Here is a 23,493-nt window from a genome sequence, read left to right as displayed (position 1 = left end):
CCCAACGGCCCAGTACGACCACCACCCCGCCTACGGGGGGGGGGCCGCGACGCCCCCGGGGGGCCCCCCCTAAAACCTAACCCCCCCCCCCCCCCCCCCCGGCGGGGGGGCGGGGGCCCCGCGGCCCCCCCGCCTCCCGTCCGTCTGTGGATGCGTCTACCGCGCGTTGGCCGCGCCATCTCGCTGGACCACCTCGGTCAGCCACGCGAGGATGCGGGCGTCGAACCAGTCGGCGTCGTGGTTCCAGAGCTTGGTGTGCCGGGCGGTCGTCTGCACCTCGAGCCGCACGATGTCGGGCCGGGCCTCGGCGAGGGCGTGCGACGCAGAGGACGGGACGAACCCGTCGTCGTCGCTGTGCATGAGCAGGATCGGCACGTGCAGTTCGTCGGCCCGCGCGACCATGTCGAGCTGCCGCAGGTCGACCGGCTGCCGCAGGCCCGTGAGCCGGTGCAGGACCGGGGTGCGGAGGAGGCGCTGCGCGACCTTCCGGACCGGCCTCGGCAGGCGGAGCAGCTGGCTCTGCGACTTGAGCACCGCGTGCCAGTCGACCACGGGCGACTCGAGCACGACACCGTCCACGAGGTCCGCGAACGCCGACCGGACCAGGGTCTGCAGCACGACCGCGCCGCCCATCGACCAGCCCATCAGGACGACGCTCGACGCGCCCTGCCCGGCGAGCCAGCGGAGGACCGCGTCGATGTCCTCCCACTCGGTGCTGCCGAGGCCGTAGCGGCCGTCGACGCTCCGCGGGGCGACGCCGTCGTTGCGCCAGCTCGCCAGCACCACGGAGTACCCCGCCGCCCGGAAGACCGGCACCGCGCGGATCGTCTCGGCGCGGGTCACGCCACGACCGTGCACGAGGACGGCCCACGGCGCGTCCGGGTCGTCGGCGCGGACCACCCAGGCGGGTGCGGGGCCGTTCGGGGTGGGGACGTCGATGTCCTCGACCGGGACGTCCAGCTCGCCCGGGGTCAGGTAGAACCAGCCGCCCCACCGACCCCGGCGGGCAGCGGTGGGGTCGCCGGCGTCGATCGCGATGATGCGGCGAGTGACGGTCGTGTCGGTGGTGCCGAGGACCTCGCCGACGCGCATGTGCCCGGTCCCGCCGCCGAACCAGAGGCTGTAGCGGCCCTGCAGTTCGGTGTCCGCGGTGCGCTCGAGCGTCACCGTCCGCCGCACGGGGTCGACGGCGTGGATCGGGACGCGTTCGGTGCGCTTGCGGTCGGGGGTGACCACCGCTCGGGCCACCGCCGCGACGAACCCGCCGATCACCGCGGTGGTGACGGCGGCTGCTGCGATGCCGGCTCCCAGTGCGACGAACCCGGCCGATCGTGCGGTCTCCTGGACGACGTCCTCGGCGGGTCGCGCGGATCGGGACATGGTCCGGAGCCTAGTCTGCATTCGTGTCCGAAACCCGAGAGCCCGACGCCTTCGCGCGGCTCCGTGCGTTCGTGGCGTCCGGCGGCGCGCGCGCCGAGACGACCGTCACCGAGATCCCCTCGCCGTCGCGCATCGCCCCGTTCTCGATCGCCCTGGCGGCGGACGTCTCGGGCGCGGCGCACGGCATCGACTCCGACCTCGGGACGGGCCGGTTCATCGCCCTGCACGACCCGGACGAGCCCGAGGGGTGGGGCGGGTCGTTCCGCATCGTGACCTTCGCCCAGGCACCGCTCGAACCCGAGATCGGTGTCGACGAGTTCGTCGCCGACGTGACGTGGAGCTGGCTCGTCGACGCCCTCGCCGCGCACGGTGCGACCTACGACCACGCCTCGGGCACGGCGACCAAGATCATCTCCCGCGGCTACGGCGACCTCGCGGCGCAGGGCGACGGGGCGCAGCTCGAACTGCGCGCCTCGTGGACCCCGCGCGGGGACGACCTCACCGCACACGTCGAGGCGTGGGAGGAGATCGTGGCGATGCTCGCCGGTCTCCCGCCCGCGTCGGACGGCGTGACCCTGTTGGCCCCGAGGAGGCTCGCACGTGACTGACCCCGCATCTCCGGCCGGGGCGTCGCCCGCTGTCCCGTCGTCGGCTGCTCCGTCGGCGTCGCCGGCCGTTCCGTCGTCGGCTGCTCCGTCCGCGGCGTCGCCGGCGTTCGAGGCGTCGCACGACGCGGTCCACGTGATCGCCTCGCGCGAGGAGTACCTCGACGCCGTCGCCGCCATCGCGGCGGGCCACGGCCCGGTCGCCGTCGACGCCGAGCGCGCGAGCGGCTACCGGTACTCGCAGCGGGCGTACCTCATCCAGGTGTTCCGCCGCGGTGCCGGGGCGTTCCTCTTCGACCCGATCCCGATCGGCGACTTCTCCGAGCTCCAGGACGCGATCGTCGACGAGGAGTGGCTCTTCCACGCCGCGTCGCAGGACCTCCCCTGCCTGCAGGAGGTCGGCCTCGTCCCGACCCGCATCTTCGACACCGAGCTCGGTGCCCGCATCGCCGGGTTCCCCCGGGTCGGCCTCGGTGCCGTCGTGGAGCAGCTGCTCGGGATCACGCTCGCGAAGGCCCACTCCGCCGCGGACTGGTCGACCCGGCCGCTCCCGCAGTCGTGGTTGGTGTACGCGGCACTCGACGTCGAACTGCTCCCCGACCTCCGTGACGCGCTCGCGGCGAAGCTCGACGAGGCGGGCAAGACCCGCATCGCCGAAGAGGAGTTCGCGGCCGTCCTGACACGGGCACCGAAGCCGCCGAAGGCCGAGCCGTGGCGCCGCCTGTCCGGCATGCACGCCCTCCGTGGCTCCAGGGCACTCGCGATCGCCCGGTCGCTCTGGACGGCACGCGACGCCTACGCCCGCGAAGCCGACATCGCACCGGGTCGCACCATCCCGGACTCGGCGATCGTCGCGGCCGCAGCGGCGAACCCGGCCTCGAAGGGCGAGCTGAGCGGGGTGAAGGCCTTCACGGGTCGTGCCAGCCGGTCCGAGCTCGACCGCTGGTGGGCCGCCGTCGACGAGGGCCGCACGACCGAGGACCTCCCGCGGCTCCGCGGCACCGGCGAGGCCACGCTGCCGCCGCCCCGGGCCTGGGCCGACCGCAACCCGGCAGCCGACCGGCGGTACAAGGCCGCACGGGCCGCCGTGGTGCAGCGCGCCGAGGAGCTCGACCTGCCCGTCGAGAACCTGCTCACGCCGGACACCCTCCGCACGGTGTCGTGGGAGCCGCCGACGCCGATCGCCACCGAGACCGTCGGGGCCGTGCTCGCCGCGCACGACGCCCGCCCCTGGCAGGTCGAGGAGACGGCGTCGATCATCGCGCACGCCTTTGTCGCTGCTGCACAGGAGCCTGCTGCCGAGAGCAACACCGAGTCGTAGGAACGCCCCAACGGGCATGCGTCCGCACAGGCTCGGGGCATAGCGTCGCTGGTGCACGCCGGGTCGGACCCGGCCGGGCGGGGCGGGACGCGCCCAGCCTGATCAACGAGGATCTGGAGGCCCAGATTGCCAAAGGCAGCAGACGTCGTCTTCGTCGACGGAGTTCGGACACCGTTCGGACGAGCCGGGGAGAAGGGGGTGTTCTGGAAGACCCGCGCGGATGACCTCGCGGTGCACGCGATGCGCGGACTCCTCGACCGGAACGCCTCGTTGGACGGAGCCGCGGTGGACGACGTCGCCGTGGCGGCCACCACGCAGCAGGGCGACCAGGGGCTCACCCTCGGCCGGACGGTCGGGATGCTCGCCGGACTCCCGAAGACCGTCCCCGGGTACGCGATCGACCGCATGTGCGCCGGTGCGATGACGAGCGTGACCACCCTCGCCGGCGCCATCGCGTTCGGCGCGGCCGACGTCGCCATCGCCGGCGGTGTCGAGCACATGGGGCGCCACCCGATGGGCTTCAACTCCGACCCGAACCCGCGCTTCATCGCCGAGCGCATGGTCAACGGCGACGCGCTCGTCATGGGCAAGACCGCTGAGCGCCTGCACGACCGCTTCCCCGCGATCACCAAGGACCGCACGGACGCCTACGCCGTCCAGTCCCAGCAGCGCTACGCCGCCGCGTGGGCCGCCGGCAAGCTCCAGCCGGACCTGGTGCCGGTCGAGGTCAACACCGGCGAGGGCTGGGACATCGTCTCCAGTGACGAGCCGCCCCGCCCCGGCACCACGCTCGAGGCCCTGGCAGCGCTGAAGACGCCGTTCCGCTCGCACGGACGCATCACCGCCGGCAACGCGGCAGGCCTGAACGACGGTGCCACCATGAGCCTGCTCGCCTCGGCCGACGCGGCGAAGCAGCACGGGCTGCCGACGAAGATGCGCATGGTCTCGTTCGCCTTCGCGGGCGTCGACCCCGAGGTGATGGGCATCGGGCCGGTGCCCGCGACCGACAAGGCGCTGGCGAAGGCCGGGCTGTCGATCGACGACATCGGGCTGTTCGAGATCAACGAGGCGTTCGCCGTCCAGGTGCTCGCCTTCCTCGACAACTACGGCATCGCCCAGGACTCGACGAACGTGAACGCCTGGGGCGGCGCGATCGCCGTCGGGCACCCGCTCGCCTCGAGCGGCGTCCGCCTGATGACCCAGCTCGCGGCCCAGTTCGCGGAGCGCCCGGACGTCCGGTACGGCATCACGACGATGTGCATCGGGCTCGGCCAGGGCGGCACCGTCATCTGGGAGAACCCGAACTTCAGCAAGTCCGCGGCACGGAAGGCGGCGTGACCATGACCATCGTCGACAACGACCAGCTCCTCGCCCTCAGCGAGGACGAGGTGGTCACCCACTCGTACCTGAAGCACGTCGCGCTGCCGTCCGGTGGCACGCTCGCGCTCATCACGCTCGACAACGGCAAGGACTACAAGCGACCGTCGACCCTCGGGCCGCGCACGCTGCACGAGCTCTCCGGGGTCCTCGACACCCTGCGGACCGAAGCGTCCGCCGGGACGATCCAGGCCGTGGCGATCACCGGCAAGGAGTACTGCTTCGCCGCCGGTGCCGACCTCTCGCAGGCCGCCTCGGTGCCGTCGCGGGACGTCGCCCACGACCTGGCCGCCCTCGGACACGCGACGCTCCGGAAGCTCTCCGACCTCGGCGTCCCCTCCTTCGCGCTCATCAACGGGATCGCGCTCGGCGGTGGCCTCGAGATCGGGCTGCACTGCACGTACCGGGCGTTCTCGTCGGCCGCGCAGGGCATCGGGCTCCCCGAGGTCTTCCTCGGCATCATCCCCGGGTGGGGCGGCGCGACACTGCTCCCCCGCCTGATCGGCCCCGAGAAGGCGCTCCGCGTCATCGTCGAGAACCCGCTCAAGAACAACCGCCTGATGGACGGGCCGGCCGCGGTCGAGCTCGGCATCGGCGACGCGCTCATCCCCTCGGTCACCTTCCTGCCGTCCGCGGTGGCGTGGATCGACGGCGTCGTGTCCGGTCGCACCAAGGTCGTGCGGAAGAACGAGCCCGGCATGATCGAGAAGGCCGCGTGGGGCACCGTCGTCAAGGTCGCCCGCAGCCAGGTCGCGTCGAAGATCGGCACGGTCCCGAAGTCGCCGTTCCGGGCGCTCGACCTCGTCGCCGCGGCGAAGTCCGGCTCGCTCGACGAACGGTTCGCCGACGAGGACGACGCCCTGGCCGACCTCATCTCGGGCGACCAGTTCGCCGCGTCCATGTACGCGTTCGACCTCGTGCAGAAGCGCGCGAAGAAGCCGGTGGGCGCCCCTGCTGACGTCTCGCCGCGCCCCGTCACGAAGGTCGGCGTCCTGGGCGCCGGCCTGATGGCATCCCAGTTCGCGCTGCTCTTCGCCCGACGCCTCGGCGTCCCGGTCGTCATCACCGACGTCGACCAGTCGCGCGTCGACGCCGGCGTGGAGCGCATCCGCGGCGAGGTGGACAAGCTCCTCGACAAGGGCCGGGTCTCCCCCGACGACGCGAACCGCATCAAGGCGCTCGTGTCCGGGTCGGTGTCCTACGACGCGTTCGCGGACGCCGACTGGGTCATCGAGGCCGTCTTCGAGGAGATGAGCGTGAAGCAGGAGGTCTTCCGGAAGATCGAGCAGGTCATCGCTCCGGACGCGATCCTCGCCACGAACACCTCGTCGCTGTCGGTGTCCGAGATGGGCTCCGTGCTGTCCGACCCGTCGCGACTCGTCGGGTTCCACTTCTTCAACCCCGTCGCCGTGATGCCGCTGCTCGAGGTCGTGCGCACCGCCTCGACCTCCGACGAGACCCTCGCCACGGCCCTCGCCGTCGCGAAGACGCTCAAGAAGACCGCGATCATCACGGCCGACCAGCCGGGCTTCGTCGTGAACCGGGTGCTCGCCCGGGTCCTCGGCGAGGCGATGCGCGGCGTCGAGGAGGGCACGTCGTTCGACGTCGTCGCCCAGGGCGCTGCGCCGCTCGGCCTGCCGATGTCGCCGTTCGAGCTGCTCGAGCTCGTCGGCCTGCCGGTCGGTGCGCACGTGCTCGACTCGCACCACGCCGCCTGGCCGGAGCGCTTCTACCCGGGTGACGGCCTGAAGAAGATCGCCGAGTTCGGGCACATCCTGACCCGCGACAAGAAGGGCACCGCGACCGGGTACGACCCCGCTGCCGTGAAGCTCGTCGCACCGTCGAAGAAGGACGCGAGGCCGGTCGACGCTGCCGAGATGCAGCGCCGCTTCGAGGACGCCCTCGCCGACGAGCTGCACCGCATGCTCGAGGACGAGGTCGTCCAGCACGTCGAGGAGATCGACCTCGGGCTCATCCTCGGCGCGGGCTACCCGTTCCAGGCCGGTGGCATCAGCCCGTACCTCGACCGCTCCGGTGCGTCCGAGCGGGTCTTCGGCGGGGCGTTCCACGAGCCGCTGATCGTCGGGCCGGCCTCGCGCTAGCTGCGGCCGCTCGGCTCTGCACAACCGAAGTCACCCCGAACCGCGGCGATCCGTGGTTCGGGGTGACTTTCGTTGTGCGGCGTACGGTCGAACCATGGCACAGGAGTGGTGGGCACCGAGGACGACCGGGCACCCCAGCGTCGTCGTGCCCGTGCCGCTCGACGAGGTCCCGGAGCTGCTCGACCGCGCCGTGCACGCCGTCCCGGGAGCAGCGGCGATGGAGATCCGTCCGGACGGGGCCGTCATCGTCCGCCGGACCTCGTTCGCCGTCCGCGCCGAGAACATCGTCATGACGTTCGCGCGCGAGGGGCCGACGTCCTCGCGCGTGGAGATCATCCGCGAGGGCCGCGACGGCCTGTCGTACGGCCAGGTCCTCTGGGTGACGCCGATGGCCCGCGCGATCCTGCGCGAGCTCGTGTCCGCCGCCGCCGGGCCGCCCGCGCCGCACTGACCCCGCGCGCCCGTGCCGCCGGGCTTCGGATCGAACCACGGATCCGACATCGAACTCGTCGATCCGCCCGGTTCGACGTCGCATTCGTGGTTCGACCCGCCGCCGGCGGGGCCACGACCGGCGCGCCCCGCCCGCGCCGCTCAGCGGTCGGCGGACTCCCGGGAGCGCGACGCCGCCCGCGCCGGCTTCGCCTGCGGCAGCTTCGTCCCGACGACCTGGTCGATGACGTCCCGGGCGATCGCCTGCGCGGTCAGCCCCACGTCCTCGAGGATCTGGGACCGCGACGCGTGGTCGATGAACGCGTCCGGCAGCCCGAGCTCGTTCACCCCGGTGTCGACACCCGCAGCGCGCAGGTCCTGCCGCAGCCGCGTCCCGACGCCACCGACCCGCACCCCGTCCTCGAGCGTGATCACGAGCCGGTGGTCACGCGACAGGTCGATGAGCGACGCGGGGATCGGCACCACCCACCGCGGGTCGACGACCGTCACGCCGATGCCCTGGGACTCGAGCAGCGCCGCCGCGTCGAGCGCCACCGGCACCATCGAGCCCACGGCGACGAACAGGACGTCGGGCTCCTGGTCGGACGACGGCGACCGCAGCACGTCCACCCCGTCCCGGAGTCGACGCTCCGCGACGATGTCCGGCCCGACCTGTCCCTTCGACCAGCGCAGCACGGTGGGTGCGTCGTCGACGGCGACGGCCTCGCGGAACTCCTCACGCAGGGTCGCGGCGTCACGGGGTGCGGCGATCCGGATCCCGGGCACGACCTGCAGCAACGCGAGGTCCCACATGCCGTGGTGCGACGGCCCGTCCGGCCCGGTGATGCCCGCGCGGTCGAGCACGAAGGTGACGCCGGCCCGGTGCAGCGCGACGTCCATGAGCACCTGGTCGAACGCCCGGTTCAGGAACGTCGCGTACAGCGCCACGACGGGGTGCAGGCCGCCGAACGCGAGTCCGGCCGCGGTCGTCACGGCGTGCTGCTCGGCGATCCCGACGTCGATCACGCGCGAGGGGTGCTGTTCCTGGAAGAGGTGCAGCCCGGTCGGGCGGAGCATCGCAGCGGTGATCGCCACGATCTTCTCGTCCGACGCGCCGACCTCCGCCAGCGTCGAGGCGAACACCGAGGTCCACGACGGCCCCGACGACACGTCGAGCGACTCCCCGGTCTCCGGGTCGATGTGCCCGACCGCGTGGAACTGGTCGGCCTGGTCGCGCAGCGCGGGCTCGAACCCGTGCCCCTTCTCGGTGATGGCGTGCACGATCGTCGGCGCGCCGTACGCCTTCGCCTGGCGGAGTGCGGCCTCCATCGCCCGCTGGTCGTGCCCGTTCACCGGCCCGATGTACTTGATGTCGAGGTTCGAGTAGAGCGCCTCGTTGTTCGTGAACCGCGAGAGGAACCCGTGCAGCCCGCCGCGCATCCCGCGGTAGAGCGCCCGCCCGGGTGCACCGAACCGCGCCGCCGCGGCTTGGGACTTCTCGAACAGCGCCCGGTACTCGCGGCGCGTGCGCACCGAGCTGAGGAACCGCGCCATGCCACCGATGGTCGGCGCGTACGAGCGCCCGTTGTCGTTGACGACGATGACGAGTCGACGGTCGTTGCCGTCGGAGATGTTGTTGAGGGCCTCCCACGTCATCCCGCCGGTGAGCGCACCGTCGCCGACGACCGCGACCACGGTCCGGTCGGCCTGGCCGGTCTGCACGAAGGCGCGTGAGATGCCGTCCGCCCAGGACAGCGACGAGGACGCGTGCGAGGACTCCACGATGTCGTGCTCCGACTCGCTCCGCTGCGGGTACCCGGCGAGCCCGCCCCGCTCGCGCAGCCGCGAGAAGTCCTGCCGCCCGGTGACGAGCTTGTGCACGTACGACTGGTGCCCGGTGTCGAAGACGAACGGGTCGTGCGGCGAGTCGAACACCCGGTGCATGGCCAGCGTGAGCTCGACGACGCCGAGGTTCGGACCGAGGTGGCCGCCGGTCTTCGCGACCTCGGCGACGAGGAAGCGTCGGATCTCGGCAGCGAGGTCCGTCATCTGCGCGTCGGAGAGACGCTTCAGGTCGCGCGGCGACGTGATGCTCGAGAGCAGACTCACGGGCGCTCCTTTCGTGGGGCTGTCGGCCCACTCTATGCGCGTGACCCGACAACGGACGGGAGGCGCGGTGTCAGCTGGCACCGCGCCTCCCGTCCGTTGGACGGGTGCGTCAGACGAGCGACCGCAGCACGTACTGCAGGATGCCGCCGTTGCGGTAGTAGTCCGCCTCACCCGGGGTGTCGATGCGGACGACCGCGTCGAACTCGATCGTCTCCTTGCCGGCGGGCGAGTGCTCGCTCGGCGCGGCCGTGACGTGCACCGTCTTGGGCGTGCGGCCCTCGTTCAGCTCGGTCAGGCCGGAGATCGAGACGACCTCGGTGCCGTCGAGCCCGAGGGACTCGACCGACTCGCCGGCGGGGAACTGCAGCGGCACGACGCCCATGCCGATGAGGTTCGAGCGGTGGATGCGCTCGAAGCTCTCGGTGATGACCGCGCGGACGCCGAGCAGGTTCGTGCCCTTCGCCGCCCAGTCGCGGGACGAACCGGAGCCGTACTCCTTGCCGCCGAAGATGACGAGCGGGATGCCCTGCTCCTGGTAGTGCTGCGAGGCGTCGTAGATGAACGACTGCGCACCGTCCGGCGTCGTGAAGTCGCGGGTGTAGCCGCCCTCCACGCCGTCGAGGAGCTGGTTGCGGAGGCGGATGTTCGCGAACGTGCCGCGGATCATGACCTCGTGGTTGCCGCGACGCGAGCCGTAGGAGTTGAAGTCCTTGCGGTCGACACCGTGCTCGGCGAGGTACTTGCCCGCCGGGCTGTCGGCCTTGATCGACCCGGCCGGCGAGATGTGGTCGGTCGTGACCGAGTCGCCGAGCTTCGCGAGCACCCGGGCGCCGGAGATGTCCGACACCGCGTCGGGCTGCATGGTCATTCCCTCGAAGTACGGGGGCTTCCGCACGTAGGTCGACTCGGTGTCCCACTCGAACGTGTCGCCCGTCGGGGTCGGCAGGTTCTTCCAGCGGTCGTCGCCCTCGAACACGGAGCCGTACTCGTGGGTGAACATCTCGGTGTCGATCGACGCGTCGATGACCTGCTGGACCTCGACCGCGTCGGGCCAGATGTCCTGCAGGAAGACGTCCTTGCCGTCCTGGTCCTGCCCGAGGGCGTCCTTGTCGAAGTCGAAGTGCATCGACCCGGCGAGGGCGTACGCGATGACCAGCGGCGGGGAGGCCAGGTAGTTCATCTTCACGTCGGGGTTGATGCGCCCCTCGAAGTTGCGGTTGCCCGAGAGCACCGCGGTGACGGCGAGGTCGTTGTCCTGCACGGCCTGCGAGATCTCCTCCGGCAGCGGGCCCGAGTTGCCGATGCAGGTGGTGCAGCCGTAGCCGACCGTGTAGAAGCCGAGCTGCTCGAGGTAGGTCGTGAGACCGGCCTTCTCGTAGTAGTCCGTGACGACCTTCGACCCCGGCGCGAGCGTGGTCTTGACCCACGGCTTCGCGGTGAGGCCCTTCTTCGCGGCGTTCCGGGCGAGGATGCCGGCGGCCATCATGACCGACGGGTTCGACGTGTTCGTGCACGACGTGATCGCGGCGATCGCGACGGCACCGTGGTCGATCGTGAACGGGTCGGCCCCGTCCATCGCGACCTTCGTCGGCTGCGAGGCCGTCGACGGGGCGCTCGAGACGTACACGTGCTCGTGCAGCGCGGTGTCCTCGTTCGTGGAACCGGCGGCGATCGGGTCGGAGGCGGGGAAGGTCTCCTCCACCGCGTCGTCGAGGTCGGTCTGCTCGCTCGGCGTCGTGTAGTTGCCGAGGTCGACCTCGAACTGGGTCTTCGCCTTCGAGAGCTCGATGCGGTCCTGGGGGCGCTTCGGGCCGGAGATCGAGGGGACGACCGTCGAGAGGTCGAGCTCCATGTACTCGGAGTAGTTCGGCTCGACCGCCGCGTCGTGCCAGAGGCCCTGGGTCTTGGCGTAGGCCTCGACGAGCGCGATCTGGTCCTCGGAGCGGCCGGTGAGGCGGAGGTAGTCGAGCGTCACGTCATCGACCGGGAACATGGCCGCCGTGGAGCCGAACTCCGGCGACATGTTGCCGATGGTGGCGCGGTTCGCGAGCGGGACCTCGCCGACGCCCTCGCCGTAGAACTCGACGAACTTGCCGACGACGCCGTGCTTGCGGAGCTCCTGCGTGATGGTGAGCACCACGTCCGTCGCGGTCACGCCGGCCGGGATCGACCCGGACAGCTTGAAGCCGACGACCTTCGGGATGAGCATCGACACCGGCTGGCCGAGCATCGCCGCCTCGGCCTCGATGCCGCCGACGCCCCAGCCGAGCACGCCGAGCCCGTTCACCATCGTGGTGTGCGAGTCGGTGCCGACGAGGGTGTCCGGGTAGGCGTAGGTCTCGCCGTCGAAGTCACGCGTGTAGGTGACCTTCGCCAGGTACTCGATGTTGACCTGGTGCACGATGCCGGTTCCGGGCGGGACGACCTTGAAGTCCTCGAACGCGGTCTGGCCCCAGCGGAGGAACTGGTAGCGCTCACCGTTCCGCTCGTACTCGAGGTCGGTGTTGCGCTGGAGTGCGTCCTCGCGACCGAAGAGGTCGGCGATGACGGAGTGGTCGATGACCATCTCGGCCGGCGACAGCGGGTTGATCTTGTTCGGGTCGCCGCCGATCTCGGCCATCGCCTCGCGCATGGTGGCGAGGTCGACGATGCACGGGACGCCGGTGAAGTCCTGCATGACCACGCGGGCCGGCGAGAACTGGATCTCGGTGTCCGGCTCGGCGTCGGGCTGCCACGACCCGAGGGCGCGGATCTGGTCCTCGGTGACGTTCTTGCCGTCCTCGGTGCGGAGGAGGTTCTCGAGCAGCACCTTCAGGCTGTACGGGAGCTTCTCGTGCCCGGGCACCGTGTCGATCCGGTGGATCGCGTAGTCGACACCCCCAACCGACAGCGTGTCCTTCGAGCCGAAGCTGTTGACTGCAGCCACTGTGCCGCCTCCCTGGTTGATCGGTGTGCCCCCATCCAAGCGGGGCGCGAGGCGTCCCACCAGCAAGGCAAACCTAAACCCGCCAGCCCGGGAAGGGCCGCGGGGAATTATCTCGATGTCGAGACAACTCTACACCCGGGTGGCGTCACCCTCGCGCTTGAACACCGTCCGGACGAGCAGCCAGGTCACCCAGAGCAGGGCGGCGTAGAGCGGGACGCCCGTGATGAGCTTGATGCCGGCGAGCAGTTCCACCTGGGCGGTCAGGTACAGCGGCACCTCGATGAGGAGCCGGATCGCGAAGAGTCCGACCCAGAGCCAGGTGGCAACGGTCAGCACACGGCGCTTCGCCGGGTCGCGACGCCAGTCCTGCGGGGTGCCGTCCTCGTTCGGCGGGAGCAGGAACCCGACGACCAGGCCGATGAGCGGCTGCCGGATGGCCAGCGTCACGAGCAGCCCGACGAGCCACACGGCGTTGATGACGATCCCGGGGATGAAGTTGCTCTCGGCCCGCCCGGTGATGAGCGCGAGGCCGGCGGAGATCGCCACGCCGAGGATCCCCGCGAGGCTCATCACGAGCGACTGGCGCTGCAGCAGGCGGAGCACCACGAACACGACGCCGATCGCGACCGGGATCAGGACGCTCGGGACGACCTCCTTCGTGATCGCGTAGACCACCAGGAACGCGAGCCCGGGCAGGACGGACTCGACCAGGCCGCGCACGCCGCCGATGGCCGCGACGAGGGCGTGCCCCGACGGTGCCTCGCCGGGCGCGACCTTGCCGAGCCCGGTGTTGGCGACGGCGGCACGCATCTGGTCGCTGAACGAGGGCAGCGCGTCGGGCGCGTCCGCCTCGGGACGGGTGGTGTCGTCGTGGTCCGGCACCGTGCCTCCTGGTTCGGGTCGCCGGTCAGATGGCCGACTGCGTCGACTTCGGCATGTGCAGCGGGATGAGGTCGCGCGGCGGCATCGGGGTGGTCCCGCGGACCACGACGACGCTGCGGAACAGGTCCTCGATCTCGGCCGCGTCGTCGGGCTGCTCGGCGGCCTTGCCGGCGATCACGCCGCGCAGGAACCAGCGCGGGCCGTCGACGCCGATGAACCGCGCGGGGCGGGCCCCGTCGGTGACGCCCGTGCCGTCGGAGACGACCGGGACCTGGGCGCGGAGCTCGGGGCCGAACGGACCATCGACCTCGGACACGATGCCGCCCTGGCGCTCGATCTGCTCGGCGATCTGGGCGCGGATCTCGTGCCAGAGCCCGGTGGAGCGGGGTGCGGCGAACGGCTGCACCTGCAGCGTGGACTCGTCGTAGTCGAGCCCGACCGCGACGACGCGCTGCGAGCCCTCCTCCACCTCGAGCCGCAGGTGGAGCCCCTCGCGCGGGAGGACCTTCACGCCGCCGAGGTCGACGTACGGACGGACCAGGTTCGCCTCGGTCTCGTCGTGCGGGCCGCTCTCGGCACGGTCCTCGGGCGCGGACTTGTCGGTCGGCGCGACGGCGTCCACCTCGTCGATGTCGGCGTCGGCGTCGATCGCGATGTCGACCTCCGGCGTCGTCTCGGCCACCTCGACCTCGTCGGCGACGGCGTCCGCCACCTCGACCTCGTCACGCTTGCGTCGGCCGAACTTCATGCGCGCGTTCCTTCCTGAGCGTTGTCCGCGGCGCCGCTGACGGCACCGCTCCGGTCACCGTAGCCCGACGAGCCGAACCCGCCCTGGCCGCGGACGCTGTCCGGCAGCTCGTCGACGCGGGTGAACGACACGCGCGGGACCGGCATGACGATCATCTGGGCGATGCGGTCGCCGACGTGCACCTCGTGCGCGGCGGCCTGGTCGGTGTTGAGCAGCGCGACCTTGATCTCGCCGCGGTACCCGGCGTCGACGGTGCCGGGCGCGTTCACGATCGTGATGCCGTGCTTCGCGGCGAGACCGCTGCGCGGGACCACGAACGCGGCGTACCCGTCCGGCAGCGCGATCTTCAGGCCCGTGCCCACGAGCCGACGCTCGCCGGGCTGCAGGACGAACGCCTCGGTCGAGACGAGGTCCGCACCGGCGTCACCGGGGTGGGCGTATCCGGGAGCGTTCTCCCCGGTCCAGAGCACGTCGACTGGTTCGGTCACGTGTCGAGGGTAGTGCAGACCGTGACCGTTCCGTGACCTGCCCGGACTCGTGGTCGAATGGTGTCGTGACCCTGTACCGCGAACGACTGTGGGCTCCGCCCGTCCTCTACCTGGCGACGGCGCTCGTCATCCCCGCCAGCCTCCTCGTGTTCCTGCCGATCAGCGTGCTCGCCGGCGTCCTCGTGGCGGTCGGCATGTACCTCGGCGTGCTCGTGCTGCTCTGGGCGCTGGCTCCGACCATCGAGGTCACGGAGACCGAGTTCCGCGCCGGTCGGGCGCACCTCCCGCGGACGCTCGTGGGCGAGGTCGAGGGCTACGAGGGCGCCGAGGCCACCACGCAGCGCGGGCCGAAGCTCGACGCCCGCGCCTGGACGCTCTTCCGCGGCTACGTGCGCGGGGTCGTCAAGGTCGAGGTGCAGGACCCCGCGGACCCGACGCCCTACTGGCTGGTCAGCGTCCGCAACCCGTCGGCCGTCGTCGCCGCCCTGCGGTCCTGAGTCCCCACCTGCGAGCCAGGAGGCGCGGTGCGGGCCCGACCCGCGCCTCCTGTCCGGCACGGTATACGTTCGGACGCCCAGCGCACGCAGAACGGCCCGTCACCTCGCGGTGACGGGCCGTTCTGGTTTCGTGCGTTCCCTAGAGCGCCGCGCACTCCGCGCAGACCGGGCCGAGCTTCGACTCGTGGTCGAGCTGCGAGCGGTGCTTCACGAGGAAGCACTCGACGCAGGTGAACTCGTCGACCTGGGGCGGGAGCACGACGACGTCGAGGTCGACGTCGCTGAGGTCCTGTCCGGCGAGCTCGAAGCTGCCGGGGTTGTCGGAATCATCGTCGACGACCCCCGACATCTTGTCGGGAACGCGCTCCTTGAGGGCCTCGATCGACTCCGAGTCGGAGTTGTCGTCGGTCTTCCGGGGGGCGTCGTAATCGGTGGCCATGCCCATCCATTTCTCGTATCGAGAGGTCGTCGCCGGTGATCGGCGGCGACAGTTTGCACCACGTCTCGCCAGAGCGCAAACCGAACTCTCCGGCGGGTCGTTCTGGCGCTGCAACCCGTGTGCCCGCCCGTCCATTCCCGCTGTCCGGAAACGCTCGCACGGGAGTCCACGGCACGCCCGTGCGCCTCCGCGGGATCGGGTCCGGACGGCTGCATACTCACGGGGTACGAGGCACGACCGTACGCGACGCTCGGAAGGCGGAACCATGCAAGACGTGAGAGTCATCGGGGTGGAGTCCGGGGCACTCCTGCTCGCGACCGACGGCGGGACCGAGTTCCGACTGCCCGTCACCTCGTCGCTGCCCGGTCAGGTCCGGCAGGCGAACCCCGAGTCCGGTCCGCACAAGCGCGTGTCCCCGAAGGACGTGCAGGCGCGGATCCGCGGCGGTGCCGACGCCGCCGAGGTCGCCCTGGCGCTCGACGTCGACGTCGAGTACGTGCGGCGCTTCGAGGGCCCCGTCCTCGCCGAGCGTGCCTTCATCCTCGACGCCGCGCACCGCGTGCCGGTCACCCCGGTCGACGACGAGTCGCCCGACACTTTCGGCGACGCGATCACCGCCAAGCTCGAGGCGGGCGAGGCCAGCGGGATCGCCTGGGCGTCGTGGAAGCACGTCGAGAGCGGCTGGCAGGTCCGCGTGCACTACACCGCCGCCGAGGTCGAGCACGACGCCCAGTGGCGCTTCGACCCGAAGACGTCGACGCTGACGCCGGACAACGGCGACGCGCACCGGCTCTCGCACACCGAGGACGAGGGCATCGCGCCGCGCCTCCGTGCGGTCGAGAACGACCACCAGGACACCGACGGGACGCGGTTCGACTCCGGCGCGTTCCGGGTCGACGAACCCGACGAGGACGTCACGAACCCCGAGGTGCAGGAGCGGCCGCTCCGCGCGCCGCTCCCCCGCATCGGAGCCGCCGTCGAGGAACGCGCCCCCGGCAACGAGACCGCCGACCTGCTCGAGGCGCTCCGCCGCCGTCGTGGCGAGCGCGAGGCCGCGGCCTTCGGCGAACAGCCGCAGGACGACGGACGACGGACCTCGATCAGCGTCGTCGACATCCCGCTACAGGGGTTCGAGGACTCGTCGGACACCGCGCCGCAGCCGGACGCCCGACCCACCTCCGCCCCCGAGGCCGAGGCCGGGCGGCAGGACCGCAAGAAGCGGAACCGACGGTCGATGCCGAGCTGGGACGAGATCGTCTTCGGGACCCGGCCGGACGACGACCCGGCCTGATCCCCGGCGACGCCCGGGCTCGTGCTACTGCGCGAACGCCCCGGCGAGGCGCAGCGGCACCATGGTCTCCTCGTCGGTCATCGCACCGTGCTGGCCGATCATCCGCTTCGGTGACTCGCCGTCGCGCAGGGCCCGGTCGTCGTTGAACGCCCAAGACCCCCGTGCCACGAGCACGACGTCCCCGATGCGCGGGACGACGTCATCCGAGACAGCGCCGAACCAACCGGCGGCGATCGCCTCGTCACGGCTCGCGACGTACGCCTTCTTGCCGTAGCGCGCCCGGAACTGCCCGACGAGGGAGCGGACGTCGGTGCCCGGTGCGACCGTGAACTGCCGGCAGCGCGGGTCGCCGGCGACCCCGACGACGTCGGTCAGCAGGAGCGGGTCGAGCGCGATGTTCGCGTGGTCGGGGACGTCGAGCACGCCGTGGTCGGCCGTCACGACGATCCCGACGTCGGCGGCGGCACGGCCCTCGAGCCGAGCGAGTTCGCCGTCGAGGAGTTCGAGCGCCGCGGTCCACCGGTCGGACTGCCAGCCGTGCTTGTGCCCGATCGAGTCGAGCTCCGGGACGTAGAGGTACACGAGCGAACGACCCGTCGCGGTCTCGGCGAGGGCTGCGTCGACGCGCTGCGGGATCGAGTCGGCCGGGACGTAGCGCGCCCCGCCGAGGACGTTGGCGGTCATCCCCGAGGAGCGGTACCGGGCGGGTCCGACCACCACGGGGTCGACGCCGAGCGCCGGTGCCTCGGTGAACAGCGTGCGGGCGAGGAACCAGTCGGCCGGGACCTCGTCGTCCCAGCCGCTCAGCAGGTTCATCACCCGGCCGGTGTCGGGGTTCCAGCCGCTGTACCCGACCACGCCGTGGGTGCCGGGCGACCGACCGGTCGTCAGCGTGCTCAGTGCGGCCGCCGTCGTCGTCGGGAAGCCGCTGCGCAGTCGCTTCTTGCTGGCGGCGAGCCAGCGGGCGTGTCCGGCGCGCGCTGCCAGCGCGCCGGCACCGAGGCCGTCGACCAGCACGACGATCGCGGAACGGGCGGGGCGGAGGGTGATCCGCGCCTCCAGTCCGGTGGAACGCAACCAGGCGTCGTCCGCAGCGCCGAGCGCGACGAGGCAACTCGGGAAGACGTCGGCGAGGTTCGCGGTGGCGTCGGGGGCCGTCGGTACGCTTGTTCCCATCTCCCCCAGTCTCGCAGAAGGGTGCCATGGCACGCACGGAAGCAGTCGGCCTGCCCGACGGTGAACGCATCGAGGACGTCGACGTCTCCGAGGAGATGCAGGGCTCCTTCCTCGAGTACGCGTACTCCGTCATCTACTCACGGGCACTCCCCGACGCACGCGACGGCCTGAAGCCCGTGCAGCGGCGCATCCTCTACCAGATGGCCGAGATGGGGCTCCGGCCCGACCGCGGCCACGTGAAGAGCGCCCGCGTCACCGGCGAGGTGATGGGCAAGCTGCACCCGCACGGCGACGGCGCGATCTACGACGCCCTCGTGCGCATGGCGCAGCCGTTCACGATGCGCGTGCCGCTCGTCGACGGACACGGCAACTTCGGCTCGCTCGACGACGGTCCCGCGGCCGCCCGGTACACCGAGGCCCGCCTCGCCGAACCGTCGATGGCCATGACCGAGGGCCTGGGCGAGGACGTCGTCGACTTCGTCCCGAACTACGACAACCAGATCATGCAGCCGGGCGTGCTGCCCGCGGCGTTCCCGAACCTGCTCGTCAACGGCGCGTCGGGCATCGCGGTCGGCATGGCGACGAACATGGCGCCGCACAACCTCGGCGAGGTGGTCGAGGCCGCGAAGCACCTGCTCATGAACCCGCAGGCGACGCTCGACGAGCTGATGGAGTTCGTGCCGGGCCCCGACCTGCCCTCCGGCGGCACCATCGTCGGGCTCTCCGGCGTGCGCGACGCCTACGCCAGCGGTCGCGGCTCGTTCCGGACGCGCGCGAAGGTGAGCGTCGAGAACCTCACCCCGCGCAAGGTCGGCCTCGTGGTCACCGAGCTGCCGTACCTGGTCGGCCCGGAGCGCGTGATCGAGAAGATCAAGGACGGCGTCCAGTCGAAGAAGCTCGTCGGCATCTCCGACGTGAACGACCTGACCGACCGCAACCACGGGCTCCGGCTCGTCATCGGCATCAAGAGCGGCTTCAACCCGACCGCCGTGCTCGAGCAGCTGTACAAGCACACCCCGCTCGAGGACGGCTTCGGCATCAACAACGTCGCGCTGGTCGGCGGATCGCCCAAGACCCTCGGGCTGCGCGAGCTGCTCGACGTCTACGTGCAGCACCGGCTCTCGGTCGTCACACGTCGGTCGCAGTACCGCCTCGCACGCAAGAAGGAGCGACTGCACCTGGTCGAGGGGCTGCTGATCGCGATCCTCGACATCGACGAGGTCATCGAGGTCATCCGCTCCTCGGACGACTCCGAGGCGGCGCGCTCCCGCCTGCAAACGGTGTTCGACCTGTCCGAGGTGCAGGCCGAGTACATCCTCGAACTGCGGCTCCGGCGCCTGACGAAGTTCTCACGCCTCGAGCTCGAGGGCGAGCGCGACCAGCTGCTCGCCGACATCGCCGCGCTCGAGGAACTGCTCGCGTCCGACGAGCGGCTCCGTGCCCAGGTCGCGCTCGAGCTCACCGAGGTGTCCGACCGGTTCGCGACGCCGCGCCGGACCCTGCTCACCGAGGCCGACGCCCCCGTCAAGGGTGGTCGCAAGGCCGCGGTCGACCCGGAGTCCCTGCAGATCGCCGACTCCCCGTGCCGCGTGCTGCTCTCGACCACCGGGCGGCTCATCCGGGTCGACATCCCGACGTCCGAGCTCGGCATCGTCCGGGTGCCGAAGCGGTCCAAGCACGACGCCGTCCGCTCGTCGATCGTCAGTTCGGTGCGCGGGCAGGTCGGGGCGCTCACCTCGACCGGGCGCGTGATCCGGCTCTCCCCCGTCGACGTCCCCGCCGTGCCGCCCGCCGCGGTCCGGCTCGACGCCGGCGTCCGCGTGACGGACTTCCTCGGCATCGCCCGCGGCGAGACCGTGGTCGCCCTCGTCGACCTCTCCGGCGCCTCGTCGGACTCGCTCGCCATCGGCACCGTGCAGGGCGTCGTGAAGCGCGTCGTGCCCGGAGCCTGGCCGGACAAGCCCGAGTTCCCCGCCATCGGGCTGAAGCCCGGCGACGCGGTCGTCGGTGCCGCCCAGGCGCCCGAGTCGGACGACCTCGTGTTCATCACCTCGAACGCGCAGCTGCTGCGGTTCCCCGCGTCCGGCGTCCGTGCGCAGGGCCTCCCCGCCGGTGGGGTCGCCGGCGTGGCCCTCGCCGCGGGTGCCTCGGCGATCTGGTTCGGATCCGTCGCCCGCTCCGACGACGCCGTGGTCGCGACGGTCTCGGCGTCGTCCTCGGCCCTGCCCGGCACCGACACCGGCCGCGCCAAGGTCTCGGCCCTGTCGGAGTTCCCGGCGAAGGGCCGTGCGACCCAGGGTGTGCGGGCGCACGCGTTCCTCAAGGGCGAGGACGGCCTGACGGTGGCGTGGGCGGGCATCGCTCCCCCGCACGCGGTCGGGTCGGACGGCGCTGCCCGGACGCTGCCGGACTGGCTGTCGAAGCGCGACGGGTCGGGAGCGCCGCTCGACGCCGTGATCGACTCGATCGGTGGGAGTGCGGCGGCGCTCGACGGCACCGCCGGCGAGGCGTAGGCGCGCGGGCGCGACCTTTCGCGCCAGCCGACAGTTCACGGGCCTTTCGCCGCGTGAACTGTCGCCCACCGCGTGAACACGCGCCTGCGCCGCGGCGGACGCCGAGACTCGGCCCCGCGGACAGTCCTCGCGCCGCCGCGGCGCGAAACCGTCCGCCCAGCCGAGACTCGCCCTCGGGCGCGGCCCGGTCACCCGGCTTCTCGCGTCAGGCGACACTTCACGGGGCCGTCGCCGCGTGAAGTGTCGCCCAGCGCGTGAGCACGCGGACGGGAGGCGCGGGACGGCCCCGCACCGCGCCTCCCGTCCGCCCATGGGGACGACCACCGCCCCGACCACCCGACCGCGCTGCGAACTCACGCGGCTGGCGACACGTCACGGCGCCAGCGCCGCGTGACGTGTCGCCAGGCGCGTGAGGTCGCGCCGCACCGCGGCGCCGAGACTCGGCCTGGCGGACAGAACTCGCGCCGCCGCGGCGCGAAACTGTCCGGTGAGGCGAGACTCGGCGGCGCCGCGCCGCGCGCGCCGCCGGCTACGCGTCGATACGGTCGCGGTCGAGGCCCTCGCCGGCGAGGATGAACTCCTTGCGCGGCGCCACGTCGTTGCCCATGAGCAGCTCGAAGACCTTCGCAGCACCCTCGGCATCGGTGATGTTCACCCGGCGCAGCGTCCGGTGCGTGCGGTCCATCGTGGTCTCCGCCAGCTGGTCGGCGTCCATCTCGCCGAGACCCTTGTACCGCTGGATCGGCTCCTGGTACTTCTTGCCCTGCTTCTCGAGCTTCTTCAGCACGGCCTGCAACTCGGCCTCGGAGTACGTGTACAGCGTGTCGTTCGCCTTGCCACGGTTCACCACGACGACCCGGTGCAGCGGCGGCACGGCGGCGAACACCCGACCCTGCTCGATCATCGGCCGCATGTACCGGAAGAACAGCGTGAGCAGGAGCGTCCGGATGTGGGCGCCGTCGACGTCGGCGTCGGACATGATGATGACCTTGCCGTAGCGGGCCTGGTCGATCTCGAACGTCCGGCCGGAGCCGGCGCCGATGACCTGGATGATCGAGGCGCACTCGGCGTTCGAGAGCATGTCCGACACGGACGCCTTCTGCACGTTGAGGATCTTGCCGCGGATCGGCAGCAGCGCCTGGTACTCGCTGTTCCGCGCGAGCTTGGCGGTGCCGAGCGCGGAGTCGCCCTCGACGATGAAGAGCTCGGTGCCCTCGGCGTCCTGCTTGCGGCAGTCGGCGAGCTTCGTCGGCAGCGAGGAGTTCTCGAGCGCGTTCTTCCGGCGCTGGGTCTCCTTGTGCGCCCGGGCCGAGATGCGCGTCTTCATCTCGGCGACGACCTTCTCGAGCAGGGTCGCCGCCTGGGCCTTCTCGGTGCGCTGGGTCGACGTGAGGATCTCGGTAAGGCGCTTCGACACGACCTGGTCGACGATCTTGCGGACCGCCGGGGTGCCGAGGACCTCCTTCGTCTGGCCTTCGAACTGCGGCTCGGGCAGGCGGACGGTGAGCACCGCGGTCATGCCGGCGAGCACGTCGTCCTTCTCGAGCTTGTCCTGCCCGACCTTGAGCTTGCGGGCGTTCGCCTCGACCTGGGCGCGCACGGCCTTGACCACGCCGGACTCGAAGCCGGCCTGGTGCGTGCCGCCCTTTGGCGTCGCGATGATGTTGACGAAGCTGCGGAACACCGTCTCGTAGCCACTGCCCCATCGCAGCGCGAGGTCGACCTCGCATTCGCGCGACACCGAGGTCGACACCATGTGGCCCTTGTCGTCGAGCATCGGCACGGTCTCGGTGAAGGTGCCGGTCCCCTGGATGCGCCAGACGTCGGTGACGGCGGAGTCGAGGGCGAGGTGCTCGACGAACTCACCGATCCCGCCCTCGTACCGGAAGCGCTCGACGACGGGACCGGGCTCGACAGGAGTGCCCGTGGCCTCCGCCCGCGCGGCCGCTGCCTCGATCGAGGCGGGCCGCGCATCGGTGATGGTGATGCCGAGCCCTGGCACGAGGAAGGCCGTCTGGCGCGCCCGGCTGACGAGGTCGCTGGTGCTGAACTTCGCGTCGGAGGTGAAGATCTGCCGGTCGGCCCAGTACCGCACGCGGGACCCGGTCACGCCCTTCTTCACCTTGCCCGCGACGCGCAATTCGCTGCCGGAGGTGAAGGGGGTGAACGGCGCGTCCGGCCCGTCGCCGGCGAACGTGCCCGGCTCACCGCGGTGGAACGACATCGCGTAGGTCTTGCCGCCGCGGTCGACCTCGACGTCGAGGCGCTCCGACAGCGCGTTCACGACCGAGGCACCGACACCGTGCAGCCCACCGGACGCGGCGTACGACCCGGACCCGAACTTGCCACCGGCGTGGAGCTTCGTGAACACCACCTCGACCCCGGTCAGACCGGTCTTCGGCTCGACGTCGACGGGGATGCCACGAGCGGTGTCGCGGACCTCGACCGAACCGTCGGGGTGCAGCAGCACGCCGATCTCGTCACCGTGCCCGGCGAGGGCTTCGTCGACGGAGTTGTCGATGATCTCCCACAGGCAGTGCATGAGCCCGCGGGAGTCCGTCGACCCGATGTACATGCCCGGACGCTTGCGGACCGCCTCGAGCCCTTCGAGGACGGAGAGATGGCGTGCAGAGTAGTCGGAGCTCACCTTCCGATGCTAGCGATCCGCACCGACACCACCGCGCGGACACTCGGACTGGGGACAGCCGATCCGCGCTGAGCGAAACGGGCGATCACAATGCGCCACTCTCAGGCATCACGTGTTGAAATAGGTGGACCAAGCCGCACCACCTGCGATCCGTGAGGAGCACAGCAATGACCCAGACCGTGCAGGACCTCTCCATCGACGAAGTCAGCAGCCACCAGCTCACCGCTGCCGACCGTTGCGACAGCTGCGGCGCGCAGGCGTACATCCGGGCCACCATGGCCAGCGGTGAGCTGTACTTCTGTGCGCACCACGGCGCCGAGTTCAAGGACAAGCTCGCGGCGACCGCCATCGAGTGGCACGACGAGAGCAGCCGACTCTACGAGTCGAAGTAGCGCGCACAGACGCGAGCGCTGAACACACAGGAGGCGGGGGGGCCCCGGGGCCCCCCCCCCCCCGGCGGGGGGGGGGGGGGGGGGACCCACCCCCCCCACCCCCCCCAGCACTAGGGGGCGACCGGTGGCCCCCCGAACCGCCCCGAGCGGGGCCTCCGCGCCGGGCGCGCC

The 23,493-nt window shown here is 71.5% G+C and carries 18 protein-coding genes; 9 read left to right on the top strand and 9 right to left on the bottom strand.

Annotation, left to right across the window (positions count from 1 at the left end; translation table 11 throughout):
• Positions 1-156: 156 nt before the first annotated feature.
• Positions 157-1,380: an alpha/beta fold hydrolase gene (locus ACIPKM_RS13345; RefSeq protein ID WP_071295258.1), complete on the bottom strand. Its 1,224-nt coding sequence runs from the start codon at positions 1,378-1,380 to the stop codon at positions 157-159.
• Positions 1,381-1,403: 23 nt separating this feature from the next.
• On the opposite strand from ACIPKM_RS13345, the gene ACIPKM_RS13340 reads away from it, so the two are divergent.
• The 5 genes from ACIPKM_RS13340 (at position 1,404) to ACIPKM_RS13320 (ending at position 7,236) form a co-directional block, all read left to right on the top strand.
• Positions 1,404-1,988: a DUF3000 domain-containing protein gene (locus tag ACIPKM_RS13340; protein ID WP_070418813.1), complete on the top strand. Its 585-nt coding sequence runs from the start codon at positions 1,404-1,406 to the stop codon at positions 1,986-1,988.
• Complete coding sequence (locus tag ACIPKM_RS13335) at positions 1,981-3,306, top strand: HRDC domain-containing protein (protein WP_402736895.1); 1,326 nt, start codon at positions 1,981-1,983, stop codon at positions 3,304-3,306. Before ACIPKM_RS13340 ends, ACIPKM_RS13335 begins: the two co-directional genes overlap by 8 nt.
• Positions 3,307-3,432: 126 nt before the next feature.
• The gene (locus ACIPKM_RS13330; RefSeq protein WP_070418811.1) at positions 3,433-4,644 is read left to right on the top strand and encodes a thiolase family protein; all 1,212 of its coding nucleotides are present in this window, start codon (positions 3,433-3,435) and stop codon (positions 4,642-4,644) included.
• 2 nt (positions 4,645-4,646) lie between these two features.
• Positions 4,647-6,785: a 3-hydroxyacyl-CoA dehydrogenase NAD-binding domain-containing protein gene (locus ACIPKM_RS13325; RefSeq protein ID WP_071295256.1), complete on the top strand. Its 2,139-nt coding sequence runs from the start codon at positions 4,647-4,649 to the stop codon at positions 6,783-6,785.
• A gap of 94 nt (positions 6,786-6,879) precedes the next feature.
• Positions 6,880-7,236: a hypothetical protein gene (locus ACIPKM_RS13320; protein WP_261647203.1), complete on the top strand. Its 357-nt coding sequence runs from the start codon at positions 6,880-6,882 to the stop codon at positions 7,234-7,236.
• Positions 7,237-7,376: 140 nt separating this feature from the next.
• On the opposite strand, the gene dxs is transcribed toward ACIPKM_RS13320, so the two are convergent.
• From dxs to dut, 5 genes are all read right to left on the bottom strand, one after another.
• Positions 7,377-9,323, bottom strand: a complete 1,947-nt coding sequence (dxs, locus tag ACIPKM_RS13315; protein WP_402736894.1) for a 1-deoxy-D-xylulose-5-phosphate synthase — start codon at positions 9,321-9,323, stop codon at positions 7,377-7,379.
• Positions 9,324-9,432: 109 nt separating this feature from the next.
• The gene (gene acnA, locus ACIPKM_RS13310) at positions 9,433-12,249 is read right to left on the bottom strand and encodes an aconitate hydratase AcnA (protein WP_071302914.1); all 2,817 of its coding nucleotides are present in this window, start codon (positions 12,247-12,249) and stop codon (positions 9,433-9,435) included.
• Positions 12,250-12,378: 129 nt separating this feature from the next.
• Complete coding sequence (locus ACIPKM_RS13305; RefSeq protein WP_070418806.1) at positions 12,379-13,131, bottom strand: DUF3159 domain-containing protein; 753 nt, start codon at positions 13,129-13,131, stop codon at positions 12,379-12,381.
• Positions 13,132-13,156: 25 nt separating this feature from the next.
• A complete protein-coding gene (locus ACIPKM_RS13300; protein WP_402736893.1) occupies positions 13,157-13,879 on the bottom strand; it encodes a DUF3710 domain-containing protein in 723 nt (240 codons plus the stop codon).
• The gene (gene dut, locus ACIPKM_RS13295; RefSeq protein WP_070418805.1) at positions 13,876-14,367 is read right to left on the bottom strand and encodes a dUTP diphosphatase; all 492 of its coding nucleotides are present in this window, start codon (positions 14,365-14,367) and stop codon (positions 13,876-13,878) included. The genes ACIPKM_RS13300 and dut overlap by 4 nt, the downstream gene beginning before the upstream one ends.
• A gap of 65 nt (positions 14,368-14,432) precedes the next feature.
• On the opposite strand from dut, the gene ACIPKM_RS13290 reads away from it, so the two are divergent.
• Positions 14,433-14,864 carry a DUF3093 domain-containing protein gene (locus ACIPKM_RS13290; RefSeq protein WP_070418804.1) on the top strand — a complete coding sequence of 144 codons (432 nt, stop codon included), beginning with the start codon at positions 14,433-14,435 and terminating at the stop codon, positions 14,862-14,864.
• A 139-nt stretch (positions 14,865-15,003) separates the two neighbouring features.
• Here the strand turns inward: ACIPKM_RS13290 and ACIPKM_RS13285 are convergent, their stop codons facing one another.
• Complete coding sequence (locus ACIPKM_RS13285; protein ID WP_031263038.1) at positions 15,004-15,303, bottom strand: DUF4193 domain-containing protein; 300 nt, start codon at positions 15,301-15,303, stop codon at positions 15,004-15,006.
• Between the two features lie 265 nt (positions 15,304-15,568).
• Here ACIPKM_RS13285 and sepH point away from each other — a divergent pair, with 265 nt between their 5' ends.
• Positions 15,569-16,594, top strand: coding sequence for a septation protein SepH (sepH, locus tag ACIPKM_RS13280; protein WP_402736892.1), 1,026 nt, complete (start codon positions 15,569-15,571; stop codon positions 16,592-16,594).
• A 24-nt stretch (positions 16,595-16,618) separates the two neighbouring features.
• On the opposite strand, the gene ACIPKM_RS13275 is transcribed toward sepH, so the two are convergent.
• On the bottom strand, positions 16,619-17,770 hold the full coding sequence (locus ACIPKM_RS13275; RefSeq protein WP_402736891.1) for an alkaline phosphatase family protein: 1,152 nt from the start codon (positions 17,768-17,770) through the stop codon (positions 16,619-16,621).
• Between the two features lie 26 nt (positions 17,771-17,796).
• Between ACIPKM_RS13275 and ACIPKM_RS13270 the strand changes: the two genes are divergently transcribed.
• Complete coding sequence (locus ACIPKM_RS13270; protein WP_071302911.1) at positions 17,797-20,283, top strand: DNA topoisomerase (ATP-hydrolyzing) subunit A; 2,487 nt, start codon at positions 17,797-17,799, stop codon at positions 20,281-20,283.
• A gap of 529 nt (positions 20,284-20,812) precedes the next feature.
• Here the strand turns inward: ACIPKM_RS13270 and ACIPKM_RS13265 are convergent.
• Complete coding sequence (locus ACIPKM_RS13265; protein ID WP_071295250.1) at positions 20,813-22,930, bottom strand: type IIA DNA topoisomerase subunit B; 2,118 nt, start codon at positions 22,928-22,930, stop codon at positions 20,813-20,815.
• A gap of 167 nt (positions 22,931-23,097) precedes the next feature.
• Here ACIPKM_RS13265 and ACIPKM_RS13260 point away from each other — a divergent pair, with 167 nt between their 5' ends.
• Positions 23,098-23,322: a hypothetical protein gene (locus ACIPKM_RS13260; RefSeq protein WP_070418799.1), complete on the top strand. Its 225-nt coding sequence runs from the start codon at positions 23,098-23,100 to the stop codon at positions 23,320-23,322.
• Positions 23,323-23,493: the final 171 nt, after the last annotated feature.

The sequence above is a fragment of the Curtobacterium sp. NPDC086286 genome, assembly GCF_044746255.1.
Lineage (GTDB): Bacteria > Actinomycetota > Actinomycetes > Actinomycetales > Microbacteriaceae > Curtobacterium.
This window is presented reverse-complemented; position numbering and strand designations above follow the sequence as displayed.